This window comes from Desulfosporosinus sp. Sb-LF, from assembly GCF_004766055.1.
Lineage (GTDB): Bacteria > Bacillota > Desulfitobacteriia > Desulfitobacteriales > Desulfitobacteriaceae > Desulfosporosinus.
In genome coordinates this window covers 248,435-273,775 of the sequence record NZ_SPQR01000007.1, presented here as the reverse complement: position 1 = coordinate 273,775, position 25,341 = coordinate 248,435, and the positions used below count along the sequence as shown (strand labels likewise).

Genomic DNA, 25,341 nt, shown 5'->3' with positions numbered 1-25,341 from the left:
CCCGCATGAGGGTATTCGTAACAGGATCGATTCGAACTTCGGAAGTGTCCGGAACTTGCTTTAGGCAGACTACGAAGTGCACTGAAATCCCTCCTTTATGTTATAATATTCAATTTTCGACTAAATACTCCATAAAATTTAACTCGTACATCGTAGTATAAAGCAAATATAATATCAAGTCTATATTTCCTTTCTGAAGTTAAATCTTTATTATTTCTGCAAGATACTTTTCTACCTCAACGGCCGCTAATGCGCCATCTCCAACTGCCGTAGCTACTTGGCGCAGTGGAGTGTTTCGGATGTCTCCCGCGGCATATACCCCTACGATATTGGTTTGTAGTAGATCATTTGTAAAGATATACCCACGATCGTCTGTCTCAATTTCACCATTGATAAATTGATCATTAGGATCTGTCCCAACATATATGAAAACACCATCCGCTGGGATTTTTCGTGTTTCTCCACTGAGTACATCACGAATACGCACGCCTTCTACAAAGTCAGAACCAAGAATTTCCTCAATAACAACATTAAGTTCAAAACGAATTTTCGCGTTGTCTTTAGCCCGGTTCATTGTGATCTGTGAAGCACGAAAGCCCGTCCTCCGATGCGCAATAATAACCTCTTTTGCAAATCTGGTGAGGTATGCACCTTCTTCGATGGCAGCCTCTCCCCCTCCGACAACAACAATCGTCTTATCTTTAAAGAAAGCACCGTCACATGTTGCGCAATAAGAGACGCCACGGCCTCGGAAAACATCCTCGCCAGGTACGCCCAATAACCGAGGTTTAGAACCTGCGGTAATAATAACAGCACGTGAATCTAATACCTGTCTGTCTGTATGGATCTTTTTAACTGTCTCTTTTAGGTCAAGTTTTTGAACTTCTTCGAAAATAAACTCAACTCCAAACGCCAAGGCTTGCTTATGAAATGAATTCATAAGTTCATATCCGTTGATCCCATCCGGGAATCCAGGATAGTTTTCAATCTTTTCAGTTGAAGCTGCCTGACCTCCGGGCATTGCCAATTCCACGATGACGGTTTTTAGCCCCCCCCGCGCAGCATATATACCAGCTGTTAGGCCCGCAGGACCCGCACCAATAATAACAACGTCATACATAACTTTCCACTCCTCTATTATGTTTCCGCACGAAAGATACCCCTTCAGGGTATTTTGCAAATAGTATACCATATTTTCTCCATATTTAAAAAGAATTCGGTTTAAATTCCGTATTAATGAATGAAGGGATTTTCTTTAACCGGGAAGAATATAATAATACTAGTTTTTAGCTGGTATAATGGCTTCAGTCTTAAGTCAGTTGCTAGTTGTTAAAAGGGAGGAATCATAGTTGCACCGTTTTTTTAAGTTTTTTGTTGGCCTAATCTTATTAATTGGGTTATTGACTGCGTCGAGTGGCTTATTCGAAGATTGGTTATGGTTTAAAGATCTCGGATATACTCAGTTGTTTTGGACTCCACTGCTAAGCAAATCGCTTTTTCAAGCGGTAAATGGCACCATTCTTTTTATATTTATTGCAGGGACCCTCTTTTCAATTCGCCATTCCATTGTAACCTTCGTTAACGAACGGTTACGTCTACGTTTGCGTCTAGTACAAGATATGAACCGTCCGGTTTTAAGCCTAAGTCAGCGTAGAGTTACGATTTGGTTACTTGTTATTTCCGCTGTAGTGAGTTTTGGTGTTAGTTTTGTAGCAGGGTTCACCGGCTGGTTGGATGTATTATCATTCACTCAAGCATCATCTTTCGGTCAAGTTGATCCAATTTTCGGCAAGGATTTGTCATTTTACTTCTTTAAGTTGCCTTTCTTAAAGACCTTATTCAATGCGTTTTTTGGTCCCTTGTTCTTACTCGCCTTGTTTACGGCAATTTTTTATGTCGTTACCGGTGTTATACGGTTTCACTCAAGTAAGCTTTGGCGAAGTGGTGCCGTTGAAATGGGAGCAGGAGCTCGTCGGCACTTGGCATTATTGATTGGGATCCTCTTTGCATTAAAAGCGTTTGGATATTACCTCAACATTTTCCAATTGCTTTACTCTGCTCATGGACATGTTGTTGGGGCCGGATACACTGACTTAACGGCTACACTTCCTGCGCTTAAAATTTTAATCGTCATTAGTGTTTTCGGATTTATCTTGGCTTGTATCTCATTGAGGTTTAAAGATTCACGCTTGTTGACAGTTCCGATTATTAGTATATTTGCCACAGGAATTGTACTATATGGTATTTTACCTGCGTTTCTTCAATCGTTTGTCGTCATTCCAAATGAGCTGAACAAAGAGCAACCTTATATCCAACATGAGCTAGATTTGACGAGATTTGGATATGGATTAGACCGTATTACTGAGATAAGCTATCCAGGTAACACACCCATTACACTGAGTACTTTAAAGGATGATCAAGGGACACTTAACAACATCCGGCTTAACGATACTCGCCCCATGCTGCAAACCTACACTCAGAAACAAGGAATTCGTCTGTATTACAAATTTAATGACATCGATATTGATCGTTATATGGTCAATGGAGACTATAGACAGGTCATGATGGGGCCACGTGAAATTTCAACTCCCGATTTGGATCCCAAAGCGCAAACATTTGTGAACATGCGCTTCAAGTATACACATGGGTATGGAGTAGCCGCTTCGTTTGCTAACGCTGTTACGTCTGAGGGACTTCCCTCCTTTGCTATCAAAGACGTTCCCCCTACCAGTGAGTTTCCAGAATTCAAGATGGCTGAGCCTCGCATCTATTATGGCGAGCGAACAAATGACTGGGTTGTAGCAGATACCTCCGTAAAAGAATTTGATTACCCCCAAGGGGATACTAACGCAGAGACCTCCTACCAGGGTAAGACTGGAATACAATTAACTCCTCTTAATAAGCTGATGCTTTCACTCAGACACGGAACGTTTCGATTCTACCTAGCCAAAGAAGTGACCTCAAATAGTAAGATGCTTGTGTACCGAAATATCAAAGAACGGGTTCAGAAGCTAGCGCCTTTCTTAAGCTATGATTCGGACCCTTATATGGTAATCGATAGTGGCCGTTTAAAATGGATTATTGATGCATACACAACATCCAATGCTCTTCCTTACTCCAATGAGTTCTCTGACCAAGGGTTTAACTACATCAGAAACTCAGTTAAAGTAATTGTGGATGCGAATGATGGGACAGTCGATTTTTACTCCGTCGATCCTAAGGATCCAGTCTTAAAAACTTATAGTAAAATTTTCCCAGACGTGTTTAAAGACTTAGCGAGCATGCCCTCTAGTTTAAAGAGCCATCTTCGTTACCCTGAAACGTTGTTTAACGTTCAAAGCAATATGCTTAGAACATTTCATATGACAAACTCATCAGTTTTCTACAATAAAGAAGATGCCTGGGATATCGCCAAAGAGCTCTTTGATGCAAAACCCCAAAACGTAGCTCCCTATTACACTATTATGAAAATTCCTGGTGAAGATAAGCCGGAATTCGTGCTGATGCTTCCTTTTACACCCGCATCAAGTGCGTCAAATACTCGGAACAACATGGTTTCGTGGATGGCAGCCCGAATGGATGGAGAACATTATGGCGAGCTATTACTTTACAAACTGCCTAAGAACATAGAAATTGACGGTCCACTGCAAATCGAATCTCGCATAGATCAAGACCCAGAAATTTCAAAACAGCTATCCTTGTGGGATCAAAAAGGCTCAAGCGTAGTTCGTGGAAATCTCTTAGCTCTCCCGATCGGCGGAAACTTCCTTTATGTAGAACCTATTTATCTGCAATCTGATAAAGGAGGTAGTATCCCCGAAATGAAGCGAATTGTGCTTGCCTATCAAGATCATTTGGTAATGTCCGATAATTTAGGTTCAGCTTTAACACAACTTTTTGGGGAAGGAACGCCTCAACCAACTACACCTGGACAAAGCGCCCCAACTCCCGTTTCACCCCCTTCGGCTGAATCACCAACCAAAGCCTTAAATACAACGAACTTAACTTCAATAATTGATCAGATGAATCAAATGCGCACCTTGCTGGACAGTCTGGAAACCCAACTAAAAGCCTTGAAGAGTTCTCCAAGCCCATCTTCTTAAGAAGATAGGCAATCTATTTCAAGAGCCTCTTGGCACTAAAATTTCAACCGTGCCATCGGGCTAGAATGTTCTCCATTGTGACATACAAAAGGAACGCAAGTGCGTTCCTTTTCTTAATACTATCAATTTGGAATAAATTGAGACTTTAACAAACGAATTCAAAGAGGTTTCGTTACGATTTAAGGGGCTGCAATTCCACGAGAGTGGATGTTCCTTGCTTAGTGAGTTGTATGAGCTCTGCCCCATCAACCGAGACATAATTCTCATCTCCGTGTAATTTGACCTCTGTCAAGTTCCCATTAGTGACTATATAGGCAGTTTGATGATCATAAACAACCACTTGTCCTTGAGCCCCTATTATCATTCGTTCGTTATCGTCAAAAGGAATAGAACCTTCCCACTTGGTTTTGAGGGATGGATTACTTGTCAAGTTTGAGAGGTCTTCCGTAGTTTTGATTTTAACAAGTTTATTGTTTTTAACCTCGCCTATATAGACACTCCCAGCTCTAATTCCCAAGATCCTATCATTAGTGTTCTTAGAAATAATGATTCGCTTTCCACCGTCCAAGGCAACTACTTGTTGGGTACTCCCCACCTTACTGTCAATTAAAAGTGTACCGTATCGATCCGAGGCGGCCATATTATCGATGGACTCACCAGATTTGCTAAGTGTGCGAACGTTTTTCATAACATCGATTTCCATGAGAAGTTCGGTTGAGCCGCTTTTTACAGTGAGATACATCAGATTAGTTGAGGTTGAGACTACCAATTCTTCGATTTTACCGTCTGCTGGAAATTTTTCAATTGTTTGATTAAAACGATCATCTGGCTCGGTGTCCTCATCACTATTGGGGAGCTCAAGGGAATACAATTCTGTAATTTGAGGATTCCCATATCGTTTTTCTACCCGGGGCTCAATGGGAGCCTCTTTGGGTACGTTTTTGGGAACTTCCTTCTCGATTTTTTGATTGGGATCTTCTGTTTTCGGGTCAACCGAGGTCGGCGTCTGTACTGGAGTTTGAACGGGAGTCTGCACCGTTGGTTTAGAAGGGTAAATTGTAACAGTAGTCACTGGATTGGGGTTTTTCTTAGCATAAAAATAGATTAAAGTATCTCGATCGGGCAGCCATTGATACGTGAGAACACCTAATGTTTTGTCATTGACTGAAGGCGACTTTTTTTCAAAAACAACTTTTTCCTTTTTAAGGTTAAAAACTTTGAGTGTACCATTTTCTGTGTAAGCCAAATAATCTTTGGCGTAAGAAATTTGAATATTTGTAAGGGCTACACCCGATATCGTTGCTTTAAGCTGAACAGTAATTGGGGTTTCTGATGCATTTACTGGTGCCATAACTTTTTGAACTTGGTTATTCAAATAGGAGTAAGCCCCATATTGCAGGGTAAGTGAAACTAAAGTCCAGACGAAGATAATACGGAGTTTCTTCTTCATGCATAATTCTCCTTTTTTGACATATCAAACTGGGACTTAACAGCACACGGGAGAATGGAAAAAGAACTAATTATGGGGTAACCACAAAAGCTGTGGGGATATAGCGTTCACCAAAAATATCCCAAAGTCGATTTACAACCTTGCCATTATAGACGAGTTCTGAAGAAGAACCGCCATCGAGATTGACAGCATTTACTGCGTTATAATCATTAAAGACATTCATAAGATCACGTAAAGTTGCCCCGATGCTCCAAGTGGGTTGACGACCGTCAATGACTACAAAAATAACTGTTCCGTCAGCCATTTGTCCAATGCCAGTCCGCGGGGCAATTCCCCATCCACCATCTCCCGAAATTACGGATCTGCCCTCAACAATTAGATTAGGACCGAAAGTGACGGCTTCGCGTATGTGTTTTTCTTCCAATTGGCTTGCTTTCATATCACCGATGATCAATTTTCCCTGGTCATTAAACCCGACAATATTTACGGTCTGATCTCCAACATTATTATGCACAAGTTTTCCACCTTGTACGGTCAGCCCATCAGGGAAAGCCCCGTTACCCTTCCCATTCGGATCATAGAACCCTCCGGCATTAATACCAGCAAAGGCACCCATATCCTTAACTAGATCGCTGACACGTTCTCCAGTAACACCAATTTCTTTGGTGACAGACAATTTTACACGTTTTGGGTCTTTGATCAGCATCACCTTGCCTTTGAAACTTGGACCTTGAATATCCTCGATCGTGATTCCTGCACTCGTATCGTCAACCTTTTTGCGTTGGATCGCTTGACTGCCGCTTACCCCTTGCGAAGTATTAATGTTCATAATTCGATCTATTTCTGATTGGGACAAAAAGGCCTGTACGACCTGAGGATGCCGTGATGTGTAAACCGAGCCAACAGCCATGACTTTAAGGGACTGGAAGGGCCCCCAGAATATTATTATAGGAGCAAGTATTGCCGCGAGAATAAGATTAAATCCCAAAAATTTTATTATCATTTTTATTTTAATCGAACTTTTTCTTTTCATTCCACTTCTTCTCCTTCTTTATTGTTAAACATCAGATTTTTTATGACTAATTTAACTATACTGATTTAAGGCAAAAAATAAGCCGCAGATTTCAAAAATGCGACCCTTAACCTAGAAATGTCTTTTTTTAAACTCTATTGTCAGTTTCCACAAAGAATAAATTATTAGAGCTAAATATAAATAAAAGCTCATTTGTATGGAGCTCCAACTAGAGCTTCCGAGATATACGCCAATTAGTTGACTCACTAAACCTGCAAGCATACCAATTACAATAATAAGCCACATGTGAATTACGACATTATGTTGTTTACGACGCGAGAAGTAATAAAGATAAAGAATGATAGAAATAAGAAAGACACTCCTTGAGATCATTTGAAGTAAGATCATTATATTCTCCTCATATACAAAATTCAATAATTAAACGTTATACTAAGTATAACAAAACATATATGTTCAATCAAGGTTGCCTATAAGGTATTTATAGGCAACCTTGATTGAACAATTTCACAAAATGAAGAAGAGTCGTATTTTAAAAAAATAACGACTCTTCTCTTTAGATTGAAAAGCTATGCAATAACAGGGTTAACTTCGATGCGGTATGTGAGGTCAGCAACTTTATCAATCATGTTGGCAACGCTACAGTATTTACTCATCGAAAGCTGAACAGCCCGGTGGAGTTTTTCTTCAGGAAGGGATTCACCCCAAAATTTATAAACTACTTCGATGTCATTAAACACACGTGGATGATCACTGGCCCGTTCACCTTCTACAGTCATTTCGAAGCGCTGAACTTTGATCTGCATTTTTCCAAGAATCGAAACAACGTCCATTCCACTACAACCTGCAATTGACATGAGCAGGAGTTCCATAGGATTTGTCCCATGCCCCGAGCCCCCAGCTGTGACGCTCGAATCAATATTAGTGATGACTTTCGAACTTCCTTCTCCCTGAAAATGCATCCCTTTTATGTTCTTAACTGATACTTTCATTTAATAAGCCCCCTTCATTCTTTGAATTAATCCCTACTAGGTAACCATATACCTTTGAGCACGTTTTGAGCAACAGCTCTCAAGGATTTGCGTGTGGACATTGCTTGGCTCCGTAGAGCTGCAAAAGCAGTTGGTTCAGAGAACCCATGCTGTTGAATAAGGAAAAGTATGGCTTGAAATATAATTCTACGCGTCTTAAGCTCTTCCTCTAAGCGTTGGATTTTTTTTGTGTTTTCCGATTCACGTATAAAACGATGTTCCGCGAGCTGTATAGCGACCGCCATTTCAAGTACATGCATTGGATACAGAATAACATGATGAGCATCAGCCTCTATGACTTCTGATAAAACGTTATGTTCTTCCTGAGTAAGTGCAACTATAACTGGGCATAGATGCTGAACAATCAAATTTTGAAGAACCTCGGACGAACTAAGGCCACGTAGATTCCACCCCATTATTATTAAATCTGGCTCAATTCGGTGGGTGAGACGTAATGCTTCCATCCCATTATCCGTCGTAGCTAAGACTTGATAATTTGTTAGCGGCAACATCGATTTAATATCCTGATTTAGCGGGGCTTTTTCTGATACTAATATTGCCCTCTTCATCTAAAATCACTCATTTCATAAAGCTGTATTTCACACCCACATTATATTATCTTTATCTTTGTATTAAAAATTCTGTCTAAAGGAAAAGCGCTCTATTTAGAGCGCTTTTCCTTTATTTAATGAATAAAGTTTATTTAGCAACTGCACCTAGTTGTTCTTCAGCAGAACGATACTCAGATTCTTGTTGAGAAATGGGGGGCTGTTCTATTGTCGCTGTATCCAATCTCAATGGGAAAATGAGGATCATTAAGGCCATTCCCCCAATAGCAAGCGCGAGATATTGTAATGATAAAACAAAAAAGACAATTGATGAAAGCTTAGAAGGAGTGCCAATTGCATAATTAAATGGCTGGATAAGTCTTAAATTTGCATTTAATAGCTGATTAGAGGTTGCATTAGATTCAGTGCTGTTATTATTAGTGCGGATCCAGATAGGTTTTCCCTGAAAATCTAAAGAATTAATAAGCTTGTGTCCTATGTTATAAAATGGATCTAGAGAAGAAAAATAGATGAAACCTTTGGTTGTATAAACTCGATCTAGCTCCACTGATGTTCCAGTGATTGCAGCCTTAGCATATGTTCTTTCGATTCTCAAAACATTATCCTTATCAATATTTATGGGCCCTTGATCAGTTATTATGGTATATAAACCACGATCAACAAACTCAATATTTGAGACCTTAACATCTAAAAACCGAATGCCAACCATCGACAGTAGGATAACAAATAAGCTAATAAATATTATTGCCCCAGCTATCCTTTCGCGATCTATCTGCCTTCGTATATTAAGCACAATTTGACACGTCCTTTACTTCTTAGCTTTCCTTTACATAGTTTAACCATAGTTCTCATTGTACTATAAATAATTTAACGAAACAAATGTGTTTCTTCTTATATACCCGAAAGGAAAGGTATTTTGCCTTTCCTAAGAGGGTTACCTCATTATTTCTCGTTGATTTAGATGTTTTTGGTAATTTATTCCGTTATGGGATATTTCGAGGCAAAATGCTTCCCGAATCTTCTGGGTAATTGTAGAGGGTCATTCGGAGTTAGTGTTAGAGGATTATTAGTTCCCGACTTGGGTTTAAGAAGAGGCTTTGGACCTGATGATTCTGGTACGACGACGGCAACATTAATAACTCCCCCTTCATTGTAATATATGGAATAAAAGGGCTCTGTGTACTTTATATTTAGATTTGTTAAAGTGTAAGAAAAATTCGTTGACGAATCTCTATGTGCTAATGGGTCGGCTTTTGCGTCGTGCTGCCAAATAGTTCAAAACTCTGTCAGGCGAGGTGTTAAGAACTTGATGTTCTGAAATTCCTGCTTCATGAACTAAATCGAGAGCGTGGCTAAATTCACCCACGCGATCCCAAAAATGTGCATCACTTCCTAAGATAACTGGCCCCTTATATTGCGCCATGTAATGAGCAATACGTCGGCAGTTTCCCCATGCCCCCCTTTCAATCGTTGTCAGAGAGCTGTTATTAATCTCTACTGGTAGATTCAATTTTGCAGACATGTAGGCAATTCGTTCGAGATCTAGCTCGAATTCAGGTCGCCCTGGATGGACCATCATATCAGTATAGGGATTTTCCATGGCCTTGAGATAGGCTTGTGTATTTTGTTCACATGTCCCACCAGGGTAACAGATATCATGAAGTCCAACGATAACTAGTTTCAATCGGGCTAGATAACTATTAGGGACGTCTAATTCTCCTTCTTGGCCTATAATATTAGCTTCGACCCCTGGCAAAATTCGGACTCCGTATAGTTCTTGGGGGAGAACCGTTAGATTCCCGAAATGATAGAGAAAAGGAGAACCTGGCATTTTAGGTCCATGGTCTGTCATACCCAGTAACTTGATACCTCTGCGTGAAGCTGCAAATGCATTTTCAGAAATCGTGCTGTAAGCATGTCCACTAGCTACAGTATGTGTATGTAAATCGACTAGTATTTCCATTTTAAACACCTCTGGGTTATTATTGTAAGCAGTCAAGTTAAACCAGCAACTTTCCGCCACAAACCATACAACATTTTAGCATTGAGTAATAGTCTTTCTATGTTGAAGTCTGTAGCTGTTACCTGTCATGTTTATAATTTCGCAGTGATGAATAAATCGATCTAAAATTGCAGTTGTAATTGTGGCATTGCCTAAAAAGTCAGCCTATTCATCAAAGCCCTTGTTTGAGGTAATGATGAGTGATGCTTTCTCAGCCATTGAGGATACGAAGCCGAAGAATAGATTAGCTTCCGTAGTTGACAGTGGCATAAAGCCAACCTCATCGATGATCACCAGTGCTGACGAATTGAGTATTTTTATGCGTCTCTTACTGGCAGTTGAGATTTGTGAGGTTTTTAGGTTACCCATGAGTTCAGCCAAGGTAGAGAAAGCTACGGCATAACCTAGGTCTAAAGCCTGTACAGCAACGGTCGAAGTTGTTCCCGTTCCTCCTCAAACACCTTGGCCGGTACCTTTTTAGTTGTGCCGTGAATCTTAGCGTTACCGGTTCTATCCAGCCAATCTAGGAATGAACTGTTGAGAATTTCCTCATCGGCAAACAGTCTGTTTTCATGGAAATTATACTTGATGAATTTAACCACATGCGAACCAGATCGCTTTCTGAAGGGTCGAGTTTGAAAGAATGCCCATTTGTAACGTGAATGCGCTAATACAAGGGCTACAAAGCGAAGCTTTACGCGTTGCCCATCAATGGATTCCATCCACTTTTCGCCAAAGTCCACTTGTAGCTGCTTACCCATCGGAAGCTCGTCTACGGCCTCATAGTCCCTAGGATGATTGGACTTTTTGAGATGATATTTTTCTCTCAAATTTTTGACATATCGCCTGACGGTACGTTCTTTGATGTCCTCTTGGTAATGCTTCTTGAGCCAATCGCATACTTGCGCTGCTGTCATTGTTGGATATTGACGAAGCCAGCTGATGATTGTTTCTTCATATTTCTAGCGTAAAACGGTATGGTTTAGTTCACCATTCACAATTATAAACCATTTAGACAAAATACAAAATAAGTGCTAGTTACTAGCACTTATTTTGTATAAAGTTATTGTTTTTTTACTGTTGTTGGAACCTTAACCGTCGAATCAACATTGAACCGAAAACTTGCTTCTGTAGCCTGTTCTACTCCCCCTTCAAGGTTAGGCTTTACTCGTAAGGTAATCAAATGTTGCCCTGAGGTTGCGCTTTTCCCTAATGCATCTCCTAAAGCTTTAATCTGACGAAAAGCTATGCGTGCAGTAGCTCCAGGTTCCAGCGTAGCTAAGTTTCCAGGCGAGGTAACTTTTTTTGTTTCATCACCTATTAGAGTCATTTGTAATTCGACTGGAACGTTAGTCATCTTTTTAGCCGTGGTATTTTGCACTGTTGCTATCAGGTCAAATGTTTTGGTTGAGATCACTTGAGCCCCTTTCAACGTGACACTACCATACGTAACATCTTTTATGATCGAGGCGGGTTCCACTGTAACACCAAGCATTTTGATCTCAGGAACTTCATTGATTTTGGTTACACTCGCATTTGTGTTTTGCCAAAGTGAAAACCCAGCAAAACCGATTAGGCAAATCACGAAAGCACTGGCGACCATAACGATGTATTTGCGGTCAATTGTGATAATTTTTGACAAGCTGAATACCCCCTATTAATTTGTGTTTTATTCCTTAAAAAAACCTATGCATGTCTTCTCAAGGACATGCATAGGTTTTGAAAATTATTTATTTATTTTTTCCCTTCACGTTCTTGATAAATTTGATGTCGGATATCTTTAAGAACGGTCAATCGGAATATTCGTGAAGACTGAATTATTCGAGATGTAGTACGTACTCCTATATAGTCTTCCATTTCATCAAGTGAAAGATTTGAGGTTATTACAGTGGGAAGTTGTTCGTTCATGCGATAATTAATAATTGAATAAATACGGTTTCGCGTCCAGTCCGTGTAATTATGAGCTCCTAGATCATCAAGGATCAAAATAGGGATAGTTCGTGCCGTATCCAATAAATCAATTTCATTAACTTCCGATTTATAGGTTGCTCTTAATTCGTCCAAGAGATCAGGAACTACCAAAAAAAGCACCTTAAGTTCGGATTCCATAAGTTCATTAGCGATTGAAGCGGCTAGATAGGTTTTTCCAGATCCTACGGGACCAGTATAAAGAATTCCAAGGCCATGGGGGGTGCGTTGACATTCCTTAACAAAACTTTTGGCGGCATCCAAGGCCCGCGCTGCTCCTTCATAATGCGTCTTATCTTCTTTTTCCGGTGAATAATAATTAAATCTAAAGGTTTCGAAACGGCAGTTCATCAACTCCCGTGAGATGCGTGCATGACGAAATTGATTCTCTAACTTTTTTGTTAACATACAATTGCAGGGATAAGCCACATCCCCATCAAGGAGGATTCCATGATCCTGACACGTTGGACACCTGAAAACTCCAGAGGGATATGAATGATCCACTTGCTCGTGGTTCTGGCGAGCAATGGGTGAACTTGGATCTGTACTCAGTGTAGACTTTAAGTCGGTTTTGAGTTTTTTAGCGGCTAAGACATTACTTTGTAAGATATCTTTTACACTTTTCATTCGGACAATAACCTCCTTAAGAATCCAAACTATATGTTGATGTTTATAAACTATAAATAAAAATTCTCGTATTTGTTAGTAGTTGTTTTTGAAACCGAATTCTTTGGCTTTGTAAGTTTTTTTTCCTGGCGAGACTGAAAATAAGCGTCCTCAGCCTCTATTTCAGCTCGCGTATGCAGTCCTTTTTTCTCCCATTCCCTGAGTATGGAGTCTAAATAGCGAAAGTTTCGGATTCCTGCACTCACGCCTCTTCTCAAAGCTTCGATAATGATCTCTTCTGTAAAATTAGAGGACAGCCAACGATCTATATTTTCGCATTCTAAGCGGGTTAGTAATCGACCCAGTTCTTGCTCAAAGGCGCGTACCAAATTTTCCATTGCTGGATTTGTTGGCGTTGTTGTAGGTTGCGATAAAGATTGGCTTTTTTTCAAGTTGCGTTCTTCTTCTAATTTTCTAGACCGTTCAATCGCCCATAGCTCAGCAAGTTCATCGATTAGACCAACAAGACTATAGCTATTACCCCACTTTTGCTCAATTGGATTCCAATACCTTTCAATCGCAAGTAGCTTTCGCTCAACCAGCCTTCCAACATCCTCTTCAATGTCAGATTGGGAAGCTGTCATTCGCCCAGCCAAAGTAGTGATTGTTGGGTAAGGATTGGTTTCAGCTTCGCTGAGAATCTGAATTAATACCATCATCTCACGATCGTTCAAACCAATCTCCTTATAATGAGTTAAAAGATATTTTGGAATTGCAACGACACCGGAAAAGAAAAGAGCCTGTGTAAAGCTCCCATAAACACTAACTTTATTCATTATCATCACTCCTTGTACCATCAAGAAAATAACCCTGAAGCATTCTCCACTTTAATGTATTATCCTCTCCAAAAAAATGGTAACAAGGATATATGAACCGTAAAATGGTTTATTAAATATAAAATAGTAAAATAAACTCGATAATATATCCCAAATTATGGAAGGTTATTAATGGTCTTTTGTCGTATATAGTTTACATAGAAACTAAGGAGGACAAGTTATGGACTTTCGGCAAGAACTTATTCAAATCATTGATAAATCTGGTGCTCACCCTGCCTGGGGAGTTAAACATTGTTTTCGGGTTTATCATCTAGCCAAAGAACTGTCAAATCACTTAACCCTGGATGACGAAGTTCTTTATGCTGCAGCCATGCTGCACGATACAGGAAAATATCCCGTCTATGCACTAAAGAACATTGATCACGCTTTGCGTTCCAAGGGGGTTACAGGAAACCTCCTACAACAAATGATGTTCTCCCCGATCAAGTTACCCAAAGTTTTAGATGCCGTGGAAAACCACATGTATTACTCGGAACCTGGACGGTGTGATGAAGCGGTGTATTTGCGCGAGTCTGACATATTGGATAATTTGGGAAACATTGGCTTAATGCGTCTGTTTAGCCTAGTTGGACAAGATGAACTAATTCAAACCCCTGAAAATGCAATCGATAGAGCCAGACTCTTTGCTGATGCCCTCCCAGACAAAGTATCTACTAAAGCAGGAAAACGTTTGGCGGTGAAGCGGCGTGAAGAAACTCTTCGCTTTTTGGCAGGTATAAAACGCCAAACCGCAGAATATGCTTGGCTTTGATGCCCTTTTTTACTTTAGTGCCGTTTTCCCCGTCCTTTTTCTTCTAGCCATCGTGTCATGCTATCTAAAAGATCCACGACACGGGCAAAATCATGGGTCTGTTGCCCTTGATCAATGAGTTGTTTAAGTTGGTGGCGCAGCCGAGCATACGATCTATTAACTTGAGCGCGTGAAAACTTGGGAACTGTAGTTTTGGATTTTTCCGAAGTTGATAGCACTTGCTGCTGATGTGTGGAATGGTTCATACTGGCTTTGATCGGAATATCCTGTGATAACCATATTTTTTGAGGTGCATGCCGAATAATTTGATTAGGCATTAATTCAATTGTTTCTCCTAGTTGGGGGATAAGGGGTGTTATTTTGAACAATTCCTGGATTTTGTTGGAGAAGACAGTTTGAGATTCTGTCTCTCCATGTACAAGAACGATCTGCTCTGCCTTTTTACCTAACAGAGAAAGCCAATGAAGTAGTTCAGCTTGGTCCGCATGAGCGGATAATCCGTCCATATGATTAATTCGAGCCTTAACAGCGACCTTTTCTCCATGTATAGTTACTTCCTCTACTCCATCTGAAAGAATTCTGCCGAGTGTACCTTGCGCCTGGTACCCTACGAAAAGAACCGTAGCATTTTCCCGCCAAAGATTGTGTTTAAGATGATGTTTTATTCGCCCGGCATCGGCCATACCGCTTGCAGCAATAATAATGGCGCCACCTTCAATTTCATTGAGGGCCATTGAATCTGCAGCGGTTTGACTAAAATGAACATTGGGCATATTCAGGGGACTATTGCCAAGCCTGATCAGTTCACGTGTTTCTAAATCAAAATGAGCGGTGTTTTCTTGAAAAATTTTCGTTGCCGCTATTGCCAAGGGACTATCAATATAAACTGGTAAAGTGGGAATACGATGTTCGTCCTGTAACTTACGGAGATAAAACAGAAGGTCCTGTGTACGTTCTATAGCAAAAGCAGGAATAACCAAGTTCCCTCCAGCTTCATATGTCGAACGAATTGTTTCTGCAAGCTGTTCAGCTCGATCCACTTTCTTCTCATCTGTATTCTCATCATGGAGGCGATTTCCATAAGTTGTTTCCATTACCACCACGTCAGCATCACTTAGAATGCTTGGATCTTCAAGGTAAGGTTGATTAACATTGCCGATATCCCCAGAAAACACAATCGTTCTACTAATATCCGATTCATTGACATGGAGCACAACATGCGCAGATCCTAAGATATGGCCTGCATCATATAGTTTAAAAGATACAGTCGGAACGAGCTCAACTTGCTCTAAATAAGGAGTTGCCTTAAAATATGGAAGAGCATCGAGTGCATCCTGGGCGGTATAAATCGGAATTAGCGGTTGGAGACCAGCTCTAACCCGCTTTCGATTTTTACGCTCTACTTCCATTTCTTGAATATGCCCACTATCGGGAAGCATTATTGAACATAATTTAATCGTTTCAGGAGTAGCCCAGATCGTCCCTTTAAAACCTGCTTTAATTAGTTTAGGCAACATCGCAGAGTGGTCAGTATGAGCATGGGTTAAAATAACTGCATCAATGCTTGCAGGATTATAGGGGAAACTGCCGTAATTCAACTCTTTCAGTGCTTTGGATCCTTGAAACATACCGCAATCAATTAAAATTCGCGATTCACCTGACTCAACTAAAAAAGATGATCCTGTGACGACTTGCGCCGCACCGAAAAAGCTAATTTTCATATACAATCCTCCAAAAATAGCGTCTAGAAGGTTTTTTATCGGATTTTTGCTAAACCTTCTAGGACGCTTATTTATATGTATTCAATTCTTTTTGAGTTTTATTTTTAAAAAGGTTATCTATTTAGGATTACCTATCATTGTTATTTTACCCGTTTGTTTCATGTTCCGCAATGGTAAAGCTTAACGTTAATCCAATTATCAAAGCTTAATGAATTCTAGTTTGACCGCTTTTAGAGCTGCTTGAGTGCGATCTTCAACGGACAGCTTACGATAGATACTTGAAAGATGATTTTTAACCGTCTTTTCACTAATGAATAAGGCAGTTCCAATCTCTCGATTTGATGACCCTCGTACTACGTAATGGAGAATTTCCATCTCACGCTCACTAAGTCCACAGGTATTTTTTACTCGGCTTGGATGCGTCAATTGCCCAAGCAATTTTCCAGTTACTGCAGGGGATAAAATCGGTTCGCCATTATACACTTTATGAATTGATTGAATTAATGTTTTCGAATCGACATCTTTAAGTAAATAGCCAGCCACACCAATTTGAAGGACCTGGAAGACCTTTTCGTCCGAATCATCAACAGTAAGCACTAAAATACCAATATTCGGCCATTCACGACGTATGACGCGACCAGCTTCTAGGCCATTCACCCCAGGCATATTTAGATCCATTAATAGAATATCGAACGACATGTTCCGGGCAACATTTATCGCACCTTGGCCATCTCCTACTTCTGCAACTACTTCAATACCCTCTTCAAATTGTAATATTCTGCGTAAGCCCTCTCTTAACAGAGGGTGATCATCGGCAATCACGATACGAATCATGTTGTCGTTCCCCCCTCCTGGCTTGATGGAATTGACAACTCTATCGTTGTACCCTTCCCCAAATTTGATCGAATCGAAAGATGACCAGAAAACATTTCTACGCGTTCGCGCATTCCAACAAGGCCAAAATGTTCTCCAGGAGCAATCATGGCAGAATTCACTTCAAAACCTTTACCATTATCTCGGATCCTGGCGATCGTCCAATCTTCTTGATAAATCAGCGAAATTTCAACGTCCGTCGAGTGAGCATGTTTTGCTACATTGGTCATCCCCTCTTGAACAAGGCGGAAAAGAGCCACTTCCATAGAAGGAAGTAGTCGTTTTTCACGGCCTTCGATTCGCAATTTACAGTTAATACCATAGTTTTCTTGAAAATTATCAAGATACTTAGAAATTGCAGGCACTATCCCCAAATCATCTAGTGCCATTGGACGAAGATCGAATATAATTCTTCGAATATCACGAAGATTTGAACGGACGAGATTTTTAAGATCTTTTAGCTCTGCTTTGACTCTGCTAGGGTCTACCTCAAGTAACTTTTCAGCAATTTCCAAACGCAAAACGATATTTGCAAGAGTTTGTGCGGGTCCATCATGAATCTCCCTTGCAACACGACGTCGTTCTTCCTCTTGCGCCCTAATAACCCGCAGACCCATTTCAACCCGTTGTTCATAGTTCTGCGTTTGAAGTGCCTCCTCTATCCCACCTTGCAATAAACTTATAGCCATGCTTACATGTGTTATGAGATTTTGGGCACGCTCAATTGTCGCATGCATCTGACGTAGAGAACGTTCAATATCATCTCGTCTTTTGCGCAATTGAACTTCATGCGCACGCAGAAGTTGAAGATTGACTTGAGCGTCCTTCGCTTCAGCGTAAGCCATAATCATATCATTTTCCGTATGCTTTTGATGTGCACGGCTAACTTCCATAAGTTTCTGCCGCAGTTGTCGATCAACCTTTTCTTGATACTCGACTTTAGCAATAATTTCTATCATTTCAGATTTAAGCTGTGAGAATTCATTAGTAAGCCGTTGCGACTCACTTCGTGATGCTTCTGCGATTAAAAAGATTTCTTCTTTTCCAGATTCAATCGCTGTCAAGGTGTTCTTCATGATTTCTCCCAACTGATCAGACACAATTTATTCCTCTTTTCCAAAGTCTATGTTAAATTATAATTTTTCCTCCTTTATATAATTCGACAAAGAATTAGTATTTCCTACTTCTGCTTAAGAAAAAAGCATTATTGTTAAACGAGCTCAGATTTCTTTCCTAGACGCTGAATGTACCTAATCTCTCTTTCTAATCTTCGTGGAAACGTTAGATCTACACTATTACACACTAAGACCTTCCAGCCCTGCTTGTTAAAGTTTAATATCTCACAAGGGTGCTCGGGATCATGTATAAAAATCAGAATATCTTCTACCTGTGCCAGAAATGTCTGCTCCATTAAAGTTATATTCCAATGGACTGTACCATTGGGGAAAACGGTTTTAAGTACATATTTAAGATGTTCCGCCTGCTCAGGTGCTTGCGAGGTATCCGGTAATTCCTTGGTTTTAGGATAGCCTGGTTCTAGGCCTACTATCTCAGCTTCAAGCTTTTGAACGTCTCGTTGAGTAATATTTACTGCTGCAAGTGCTGACATCACACTATCAATCTCGCAATCTTTTGATAGCTCACCAAGAAGTCCCACATTATCATTTTCTTGATTTCCTTCTTGGTGATTTTCCTGAACAATTCCGACAGGGAAAATTATAGTTTCCTTGATCTTCTTATTTTGAATATCTATTGCCTTTAGCATACCTTCATTTAACATTCTATCCATTACGTCTCTAAATTCAGGAATGTTATTTATAACACGAACGTCAGGAAGTTGTTGTTCAAGAAGTTGTTTAAGAGCTTCCTTCAAATATTCTGATGGAAAGGTCGGAATTCCCTGTAATACTGTCGTAACTTTCTTTACGATTTGACAACCCCTTTGAAATTCCGCTTCTGAATCTGCCCCAGTTAATAAACAGACCGTAAAAATTTTCTCTGTAATTTGACTAACCCATTCTTCAATTCGCGGATCATTATGAAAATAAGTCTCCAAAGTTATCCACCTCCAGAAAATATATCTGTTGAAAAGCTATGCTTGTATCTTAGACTGTATGAATAACTAATGATAAATAGCCTAAACTTTTCTACTATAAAATGACAAGCTCCTCGGAAAAGTTTCCAAGGAGCTTGTCACTATTTCATTTAATTAAGGTGTCTGCTCTTTTTGGTATTTTTACATAACACATGTCTTAAGCTTTCTTCACCTTCTTGAACACCTGACTAATATTAGCGAGAGCGGAAAACCTTAAGATATGAATCGGCATAAATGCTCTTATTGAGTAGGATTTGAGCTGTTGCGGCTACATCGACAAGGTCATCGTCATTGGCATCCATAATAGCTGCATCAAGTCCTGATGCAATAGCCATTGCGAGGTACGTCCGATTGATTAAATTACGATCTGGTGACTTCTGTGACACATTAGATAAGCCAAGAACCGTTCGTGGTGCTGGGTTTGCTAACATTTTCACTTGACGTAGACTTTCTAACACTTCAGGCGCATGCTCTTGAGCCACGTTTACAGGAAGAATTAAAGGGTCAATGAAAAGATCTTCCATACGCAAACCGTATTCATCTGCTGCAGCAACTAATTCCATAGCAAATGCTACCCGGTTCTCTGCGTCCTTAGGGATTCCTTTCTTATCCATGGTCAAACCGATCACACCTGCATTATATTGAATGGCCATAGGGAAGACGCGTTCAATTTTAACTTGTTCAGCAGGGCAAGAGTTAATAATTGCAGGACGTTTACAAACTTTCAGGCCTGCTTCGATTGCATTATAGTTAGTCGAGTCTAAGACTAATGGTAAATCCGAAACTTCTTGAATTACGTTAACCATCCACTCATACGCAGCGACCCGTTCCTCAGTGGGAATGGCAGGTCCCGAGTTAACGTCGAGGTAGTGTGCTCCACCTTCTTGTTGTTTTACAGCCCAATATTGCAACGGTTTTGGATCTTTATTGCGAAGTGCATCTCCAATATCGGTAAACATCCCGTTAATCCGTTCGCCAAAAATAAGCATTCGGTCACGACCTTTCATATTTTTTGGTTGTTAGGAGTTTCAAGCCAACTGGAATGGGTTTTATAAATAGTGCACTGCTACCTTGTTTTGAGTTTGATGGGCTTATTTGCTCATCAAATCAGCAATGTTCTTCTTAACTAAACTTACCGCAGCGGGATTACGCATCACAAGGATACTAGCTCCAACTTGTAACATAGCGGAAGCGGTTATTGCCTCCCAAAGCACACCACGGTCTTGAAGATCACCCCAGCCAGGGAACTCGTCAACCGATGCATTGGCCTCTTTGCACCGGTTGGCCTCATACCCAACGGTACAAATCATAGGCATGGAAAGCATTTTGTCATTTGCCAAAGCCCCGAGACGTGCACGTTCCATAATGGAATATGCATACTCGATGCCGAACCCAAGCCCTCCAATCATGGGGTCAATGACAATTTTGTTTAACGGTAGGCCCATCTCGTTGATCAAAATATTTAGTTGTTTGCAAATATTGATATCGAGCGGTGAACGTGCAATCAAAGTATGTTTGTGAACCATTGCAGCAGCCGCTATAGATTTATAGTTATCCTGTTCAGCAAGACCGAGAAGAAGGTTTTCTCCCGTTGCTGCCTCCGCAATAGCGGCCATAATTTCGTTATTCTTCTCATCATCGTCGCATCCTGCCACTATAAGTGGAACTCCAACGGCTGATAAGACTTCTTTTACAATACGGGCACAATCTTCTGGAGAACGGTTCTCACCTTCAGGATCTGCGCCAATCAGTTTTAGATAAACAAGATCCGCGCCATACTCGTCGACACATTTCTTTGCCCAGGCGGCTGGGTTACTGAGGGTATCACCAAATTGAGCTTTTATCGTATCATTCCACGATGGGACAATGTCATTGACCTCCATAGCGATTACTGGGCGATTCTGCATTTCTCCTTCAAAATGAAGAAATGGTAAAGTACTATCCCCACCAACGGTTACTGTAGAGGTTCGTGTTCCTCCTTGATCAGAAGTTGCGCCGAGAACGACCTCTCCGACCTTACTAGAATATCTTTCTTTTACTAATGTTACGGACATGAACTTCTCTCCTTTCTAGTTAAAGATTCCGGCACGGCTTAAAATGCTTTCAACAGCCTTGACCGAGACGGCATCATCAGGCAAATCGAACAATGCTTTACCTGCTAAGTCATATTCTACAACTAAAGGATCTAGCGGAATGTCTCCAATCACGGTAAGTCCAGTACGTTCAATTTCTTCGCTCAAGGATTTCATACTGCCCTCTGTGGATTTTGTAACGACCAAGTATATAGTCTGTACTGCGGACTTGAGTCCGCGAATGAGATCGTAAACCCGGCCAGCAGAGCGAATACCCCGTGCGGAAGAATCACTGATTACGAACATCACATCGATATGGGGGATCGTCCGCCGGCTAATATGTTCCAGTCCAGCTTCAGAATCCACGGCAACGAAGTCATAGTTTTCTCCAGTACTCTCGAGATGTTTACGTAAGAGATCATTAGGATAGCAGTAACATCCTGCCCCTTGTGGGCCTCCCATCACTAAAAGATCTATGTCTTGAGACTCGACTAGGGACTGCTGAAGTTTATATTCTATGAAGATATTCTTTGCCATTCCAGGGGGGATTGCTTTCGGATCTTTGCTTTGCTCAAGCAATTCTGAAATAGTTGCATTGACAGTTAATCCCAACGCTTCGCCTAGGTTTGCGTTTGGATCGGCATCGACAGCGAGAATTGAAATCCCTCTTTTTTGATGAACCATTTGCTTCAATAATAAAGCGGTGAATGTGGTTTTCCCTACTCCACCTTTACCAGCTACTGCTACATATTTAGCCATATAGAAGACCTCCATTTATAACGTTAACAACAAGATGGAAATAGGGCTAAATCCGTATGGGGCAAAAACAGAGCGGAAACATACTCATCCATAAATGTCGCTCCAACGGAAAGCTCGACATAGGTCATTTTCCGTCCCAATTCTTCCGCTTCACGCCAGGCATTTTGCGAAAGTAAAGCAAGACGTGCTCCTTTGACAGAAGAATTCCCGATAAACTCAAACCGTTCCTGTTCAAGATCTGGCAGCAGTCCAATTTGAACAGAATCATGCACATTAAGGTAATTACCGAAACCTCCAGCAATGACTATCCGACTGATCATTTCAATATCCACGGCAACCATATTTAATAATGATCGAATACCTGCGTAGATCGCCCCTTTAGCACGAATGACATTTTTGACATCATTTTCAGTGATCACGACATCTTGGTTCCCACCGGCTTGATGTGCCCAAGCAAGGACAAATTCTTTGTCATCAGAGGTAGCTCTCAAACGTTTCGAACCAGAGTGATGCCCTAGTTGAAAATTTCCAGCCCGGTCAATGATACCAGCTCCAAGTAATTTGGCCATGCAATCCACAAGTCCGGATCCGCAAATTCCAACAGGAAGAAGGTTGTTGACAACTTTGAGGGAAACATCGAGAGTTTGAGGGTCAATAATGACCCGTTCGATCGCCCCTGGCATTGCACGCATGCCAAACGTAATTCCACCACCTTCGAAACTAGGTCCTGCAGAACAAGCGCAAGCAACGAGCCAATCTTGATTTCCAAGCACTATTTCTCCGTTGGTTCCGATATCAATGAACAGTATAATATCTTCTCCATTGGCTAGATCTGTAACAAGTGTTCCTGCTACAATGTCTCCACCGACATAACTTGCTACCGATGGGAAGCAATGTACCAATGCCTCCTGTACCATATGAAGCCCGATTTCTCGTGCAGGGACAGAGGGGACTGATGTCATGGTAGGAATATAGGGTTCTAAACGGATGTACCTGGGATCTACGCCTAAAAACAGTTGTGTCATTGTGGTGTTTCCAGCTACCATTGCGCAGCAAATATCCGTATTGCTCAAAGATTGACGTACAAGGATCTTGTCAATTAGTCCATTGATTGTTTCCAAGACCTCTTTCTGAATCTCTTGTAAGTGCTTTTTGTCCTCGACTGCATACACTATACGAGAAATAACGTCATCCCCGAATTTCGCTTGCTTATTGTAAGATCCCTGTTGATCATTAATCTCTCCTGTCAAAAGATTAATGAGGTAAACGACAACCGTAGTGGTGCCAATATCAATTGCAAGTCCAAAGGGAGGGCGGTCATTACCGGGCTCCACGTGAATGACTGTTAACGCTGTATCGATATCCGTTAATGTGACAGACACGTCCCAGTTGGATTTCCGCAATGTTTCAGGAAGATGTTTTAAGACAGATAAAGGAATATGAATTGGTTTATCTCCAGTTTTCAAAACACGACGGAGTTCCATATTTAAACGGACTAAATCACTCGTGTTTTCAGTCAGGGTTGGCACCGAAAGCGAAATTCTTAGCTTTGTTGCTAAAGGATGATGCCCGAACTTTTCGAGTAAATCATGTTCACTTTCCCGTAAAATCCCCTTATGGACATCCCCCATTAAGACCTGATGTTCTTGTAACCGGGACTCTAGAGGTACCTCGATCGTCATATCCCCTTGGATCAAGGTTTGGCAGGCTAACCGAAATCCTTTGGAAATTTGCTCAGGTGTTAGGTTTCCTGTTCCGGTCACTAAGGGATTTCCGCTTAAAACGATAACTTTGCAAGCACCACAAGTTCCCTTTCCACCGCACCCTGATTTAATAAAGATTTCCGCTTTTGCGGCTGCATTGAGCAGTGATGTACCGTTATCAGCTTCAATAATACGGTTTTCGGGCATGAATTTGATTTGAAATGGGGGCATCGTTTTCACTTCCTCACTCTACCAAGAAATCCCTTTCACGAGTCTATGCAAGAGATCATCTTTGCGTTGCTCTCTTTAATCACTTAGGGCGACGTTAGTATTTAAGATATTGATTTTGAAAAGGATACAATTCCACTGGATTCACGTGGGCCGACAACAACTTTCCAACCGGATACTTCTGAAAGTTTACCCGAGATCACGGCAACGTAACCAGGTATGATCACATTACGATGTTTCACTTTATCGGCAATTCCGCAAGCATTCATTGCCTCAGCAATTTTCTCTGGCTCAAATTTACCTGCAGCATAGGCAGTAAGAACTGAAGTTCCATCTGTATCAATAGGGAGTATATAACTAGGAATTTTGGAAGTCTCGACTTCACCCTCAACACTGTAGTACGTCAAGGAGAAGTTTGTAGTAATATACAGTGGGGAATCTTCATTAACATCCCCAACTGAATGGAGAATAGGCTCAACTTGAATAGGTTTTTGGGGATCAGTGTATAGATTTTGTCGTATCGTCATTAAAGGCAAGATATGGGATTTTACGCTCGTGTTTAAGACAACGACACTGGCGTATTTCGCAACGTAAACAGAGGCCTCCATGATTTCGTCTAGTGGCTCTGAATTGCTTGTATAGGCAATAACAGGATAACCAAACGGACGGAATTTTTTCTTGATTGACAATCGGCGTAAATGCGTCAAGTTTTCTAAAGTCTGAACAGCTGTTCTAGAACCCGGATCCAAGACGAATTCCTTATAATCTAAAGCCTGAGCTTTTACGACGAGATCATCAAGTGCCTCAAGCCCTTCTGCTTTAATAATTATAGGAACGGAATTCTCCTTAGCTAGGTTGACCATTGCTTCATAGTTATCAGCAGTTGCCTCACCAATTAAGGGCTTTCGGGATGCTACTGGCACAAGAGCAGCCTTCAAGGCTATTGGATCACTGCTAAGCAAGAGTAACGATTTATCAGTACCTGCAGCTACAAGGCCAGCAACTTTTGCATAGCGCGCAGCATCTCCGGATTCATGAACCACGGCTACACCATCGATTGAATAGTGTAGTCCGACTCGATCAAATTCCAACCCATTAATTTCTTGGAGTTTGACACCCACTTCTTCATCACTTAATGTGTCAGACAGTCGAATGATCAAGGTGGTAGGGTGGTAGAAAGTTTTATCATGACGGAAGAGGACGTTTTCGTCTCCGATAACAGACCCATTGCCAAATTTAATAGCCTTAATCGGAGGTGCAGCCGCTGAATCCAAGGCCTCACGAGCAGCGGCAGTGACATAAGGGCAAGTATCTAGCGCTGCTTTGCCTGAAGCCAACGCCATGGCAAAGGCTAGACATGTAGGAACGCCACATTCTCCGCAGTTTTTCTTGGGTAATTGTTTATAGATTTCTAAACCTGTTAGAGCCATTTTGAATCCCCTTTCTAATCGATTTAGGAAAAAGCTTACAGACGAACAAAGGCC

At 41.0% G+C, this 25,341-nt stretch carries 22 protein-coding genes and 2 pseudogenes; 2 read left to right on the top strand and 22 right to left on the bottom strand.

Going from position 1 to position 25,341, the window contains the following annotated elements; all coding sequences use genetic code 11:
* Positions 1–82 (bottom strand): annotated as a pseudogene (locus E4K68_RS21095) (electron transfer flavoprotein subunit beta); the annotation flags it as partial.
* Between the two features lie 117 nt (positions 83–199).
* The gene (trxB, locus tag E4K68_RS12890; protein ID WP_135379339.1) at positions 200–1,120 is read right to left on the bottom strand and encodes a thioredoxin-disulfide reductase; all 921 of its coding nucleotides are present in this window, start codon (positions 1,118–1,120) and stop codon (positions 200–202) included.
* Positions 1,121–1,349: 229 nt separating this feature from the next.
* Between trxB and E4K68_RS12885 the strand changes: the two genes are divergently transcribed.
* Positions 1,350–4,103, top strand: a complete 2,754-nt coding sequence (locus E4K68_RS12885; RefSeq protein ID WP_135379338.1) for a UPF0182 family protein — start codon at positions 1,350–1,352, stop codon at positions 4,101–4,103.
* Between the two features lie 172 nt (positions 4,104–4,275).
* Here E4K68_RS12885 and E4K68_RS12880 read toward each other — a convergent pair whose 3' ends face one another.
* From E4K68_RS12880 to E4K68_RS12825, 11 genes and pseudogenes are all read right to left on the bottom strand, one after another.
* The gene (locus E4K68_RS12880) at positions 4,276–5,553 is read right to left on the bottom strand and encodes a hypothetical protein (RefSeq protein ID WP_135379337.1); all 1,278 of its coding nucleotides are present in this window, start codon (positions 5,551–5,553) and stop codon (positions 4,276–4,278) included.
* Between the two features lie 70 nt (positions 5,554–5,623).
* The gene (locus E4K68_RS12875) at positions 5,624–6,586 is read right to left on the bottom strand and encodes a phosphodiester glycosidase family protein (RefSeq protein WP_135379336.1); all 963 of its coding nucleotides are present in this window, start codon (positions 6,584–6,586) and stop codon (positions 5,624–5,626) included.
* Between the two features lie 566 nt (positions 6,587–7,152).
* Complete coding sequence (locus tag E4K68_RS12865) at positions 7,153–7,575, bottom strand: OsmC family protein (protein ID WP_135379334.1); 423 nt, start codon at positions 7,573–7,575, stop codon at positions 7,153–7,155.
* Positions 7,576–7,601: 26 nt separating this feature from the next.
* Entirely contained in the window at positions 7,602–8,183 is a 582-nt protein-coding gene (locus E4K68_RS12860; RefSeq protein ID WP_135379333.1) for an ANTAR domain-containing protein, read from the bottom strand.
* 130 nt (positions 8,184–8,313) lie between these two features.
* Positions 8,314–8,976: a hypothetical protein gene (locus tag E4K68_RS12855; protein ID WP_135379332.1), complete on the bottom strand. Its 663-nt coding sequence runs from the start codon at positions 8,974–8,976 to the stop codon at positions 8,314–8,316.
* Positions 8,977–9,414: 438 nt separating this feature from the next.
* A complete protein-coding gene (locus E4K68_RS12850) occupies positions 9,415–10,146 on the bottom strand; it encodes a phosphatase (RefSeq protein WP_135379331.1) in 732 nt (243 codons plus the stop codon).
* A 75-nt stretch (positions 10,147–10,221) separates the two neighbouring features.
* Positions 10,222–10,566, bottom strand: a pseudogene (locus E4K68_RS12845) (ATP-binding protein).
* Positions 10,567–10,595: 29 nt separating this feature from the next.
* On the bottom strand, positions 10,596–11,102 hold the full coding sequence (locus E4K68_RS12840) for a hypothetical protein (RefSeq protein ID WP_243450358.1): 507 nt from the start codon (positions 11,100–11,102) through the stop codon (positions 10,596–10,598).
* A 146-nt stretch (positions 11,103–11,248) separates the two neighbouring features.
* Positions 11,249–11,827, bottom strand: a complete 579-nt coding sequence (locus tag E4K68_RS12835; RefSeq protein WP_135379330.1) for a hypothetical protein — start codon at positions 11,825–11,827, stop codon at positions 11,249–11,251.
* A gap of 92 nt (positions 11,828–11,919) precedes the next feature.
* The gene (locus tag E4K68_RS12830) at positions 11,920–12,780 is read right to left on the bottom strand and encodes an ATP-binding protein (RefSeq protein WP_135379329.1); all 861 of its coding nucleotides are present in this window, start codon (positions 12,778–12,780) and stop codon (positions 11,920–11,922) included.
* A gap of 50 nt (positions 12,781–12,830) precedes the next feature.
* Entirely contained in the window at positions 12,831–13,595 is a 765-nt protein-coding gene (locus E4K68_RS12825) for a DnaD domain protein (RefSeq protein WP_135379328.1), read from the bottom strand.
* 220 nt (positions 13,596–13,815) lie between these two features.
* Between E4K68_RS12825 and E4K68_RS12820 the strand changes: the two genes are divergently transcribed.
* Positions 13,816–14,406, top strand: coding sequence for an HD domain-containing protein (locus tag E4K68_RS12820; protein WP_135379327.1), 591 nt, complete (start codon positions 13,816–13,818; stop codon positions 14,404–14,406).
* A 14-nt stretch (positions 14,407–14,420) separates the two neighbouring features.
* Here the strand turns inward: E4K68_RS12820 and E4K68_RS12815 are convergent, their stop codons facing one another.
* The 9 genes from E4K68_RS12815 to acsC all read right to left on the bottom strand — a co-directional run bounded on the left by E4K68_RS12815 (position 14,421) and on the right by acsC (position 25,287).
* Complete coding sequence (locus E4K68_RS12815; RefSeq protein WP_135379326.1) at positions 14,421–16,127, bottom strand: MBL fold metallo-hydrolase; 1,707 nt, start codon at positions 16,125–16,127, stop codon at positions 14,421–14,423.
* 198 nt (positions 16,128–16,325) lie between these two features.
* Positions 16,326–16,961: a response regulator transcription factor gene (locus tag E4K68_RS12810; protein WP_135379325.1), complete on the bottom strand. Its 636-nt coding sequence runs from the start codon at positions 16,959–16,961 to the stop codon at positions 16,326–16,328.
* On the bottom strand, positions 16,958–18,100 hold the full coding sequence (locus E4K68_RS12805; protein WP_135379324.1) for a sensor histidine kinase: 1,143 nt from the start codon (positions 18,098–18,100) through the stop codon (positions 16,958–16,960). Before E4K68_RS12805 ends, E4K68_RS12810 begins: the two co-directional genes overlap by 4 nt.
* Before the next feature lie 110 nt (positions 18,101–18,210).
* Positions 18,211–19,056: a hypothetical protein gene (locus E4K68_RS12800; protein WP_135379323.1), complete on the bottom strand. Its 846-nt coding sequence runs from the start codon at positions 19,054–19,056 to the stop codon at positions 18,211–18,213.
* A 233-nt stretch (positions 19,057–19,289) separates the two neighbouring features.
* Positions 19,290–20,084 carry a methyltetrahydrofolate cobalamin methyltransferase gene (locus E4K68_RS12795; RefSeq protein ID WP_135379355.1) on the bottom strand — a complete coding sequence of 265 codons (795 nt, stop codon included), beginning with the start codon at positions 20,082–20,084 and terminating at the stop codon, positions 19,290–19,292.
* A gap of 102 nt (positions 20,085–20,186) precedes the next feature.
* Entirely contained in the window at positions 20,187–21,149 is a 963-nt protein-coding gene (locus tag E4K68_RS12790; protein ID WP_135379322.1) for an acetyl-CoA decarbonylase/synthase complex subunit delta, read from the bottom strand.
* Between the two features lie 15 nt (positions 21,150–21,164).
* Positions 21,165–21,926 (bottom strand): AAA family ATPase, encoded by a 762-nt coding sequence (locus E4K68_RS12785; protein ID WP_135379321.1) that lies wholly within the window; start codon positions 21,924–21,926, stop codon positions 21,165–21,167.
* A 23-nt stretch (positions 21,927–21,949) separates the two neighbouring features.
* Positions 21,950–23,860 (bottom strand): ASKHA domain-containing protein, encoded by a 1,911-nt coding sequence (locus E4K68_RS12780; protein WP_135379320.1) that lies wholly within the window; start codon positions 23,858–23,860, stop codon positions 21,950–21,952.
* 101 nt (positions 23,861–23,961) lie between these two features.
* Positions 23,962–25,287, bottom strand: a complete 1,326-nt coding sequence (acsC, locus tag E4K68_RS12775) for an acetyl-CoA decarbonylase/synthase complex subunit gamma (RefSeq protein WP_135379319.1) — start codon at positions 25,285–25,287, stop codon at positions 23,962–23,964.
* Between the last annotated feature and the right edge of the window lie 54 nt (positions 25,288–25,341).

Coding starts and splice junctions, on each gene's coding strand:
- trxB (WP_135379339.1), bottom strand. CDS start 1,120: ATGTATGACGTTGTTATTATTGGTGCGGGTCCTGCGGGCCTAACAGCT.
- E4K68_RS12880 (WP_135379337.1), bottom strand. CDS start 5,553: ATGAAGAAGAAACTCCGTATTATCTTCGTCTGGACTTTAGTTTCACTT.
- E4K68_RS12875 (WP_135379336.1), bottom strand. CDS start 6,586: ATGAAAAGAAAAAGTTCGATTAAAATAAAAATGATAATAAAATTTTTG.
- E4K68_RS12865 (WP_135379334.1), bottom strand. CDS start 7,575: ATGAAAGTATCAGTTAAGAACATAAAAGGGATGCATTTTCAGGGAGAA.
- E4K68_RS12860 (WP_135379333.1), bottom strand. CDS start 8,183: ATGAAGAGGGCAATATTAGTATCAGAAAAAGCCCCGCTAAATCAGGAT.
- E4K68_RS12850 (WP_135379331.1), bottom strand. CDS start 10,146: ATGGAAATACTAGTCGATTTACATACACATACTGTAGCTAGTGGACAT.
- E4K68_RS12840 (WP_243450358.1), bottom strand. CDS start 11,102: ATGACAGCAGCGCAAGTATGCGATTGGCTCAAGAAGCATTACCAAGAG.
- E4K68_RS12830 (WP_135379329.1), bottom strand. CDS start 12,780: ATGAAAAGTGTAAAAGATATCTTACAAAGTAATGTCTTAGCCGCTAAA.
- E4K68_RS12825 (WP_135379328.1), bottom strand. CDS start 13,595: ATGAATAAAGTTAGTGTTTATGGGAGCTTTACACAGGCTCTTTTCTTT.
- E4K68_RS12820 (WP_135379327.1), top strand. CDS start 13,816: ATGGACTTTCGGCAAGAACTTATTCAAATCATTGATAAATCTGGTGCT.
- E4K68_RS12815 (WP_135379326.1), bottom strand. CDS start 16,127: ATGAAAATTAGCTTTTTCGGTGCGGCGCAAGTCGTCACAGGATCATCT.
- E4K68_RS12810 (WP_135379325.1), bottom strand. CDS start 16,961: ATGATTCGTATCGTGATTGCCGATGATCACCCTCTGTTAAGAGAGGGC.
- E4K68_RS12795 (WP_135379355.1), bottom strand. CDS start 20,084: ATGCTTATTTTTGGCGAACGGATTAACGGGATGTTTACCGATATTGGA.
- E4K68_RS12790 (WP_135379322.1), bottom strand. CDS start 21,149: ATGTCCGTAACATTAGTAAAAGAAAGATATTCTAGTAAGGTCGGAGAG.
- E4K68_RS12785 (WP_135379321.1), bottom strand. CDS start 21,926: ATGGCTAAATATGTAGCAGTAGCTGGTAAAGGTGGAGTAGGGAAAACC.
- E4K68_RS12780 (WP_135379320.1), bottom strand. CDS start 23,860: ATGCCCCCATTTCAAATCAAATTCATGCCCGAAAACCGTATTATTGAA.
- acsC (WP_135379319.1), bottom strand. CDS start 25,287: ATGGCTCTAACAGGTTTAGAAATCTATAAACAATTACCCAAGAAAAAC.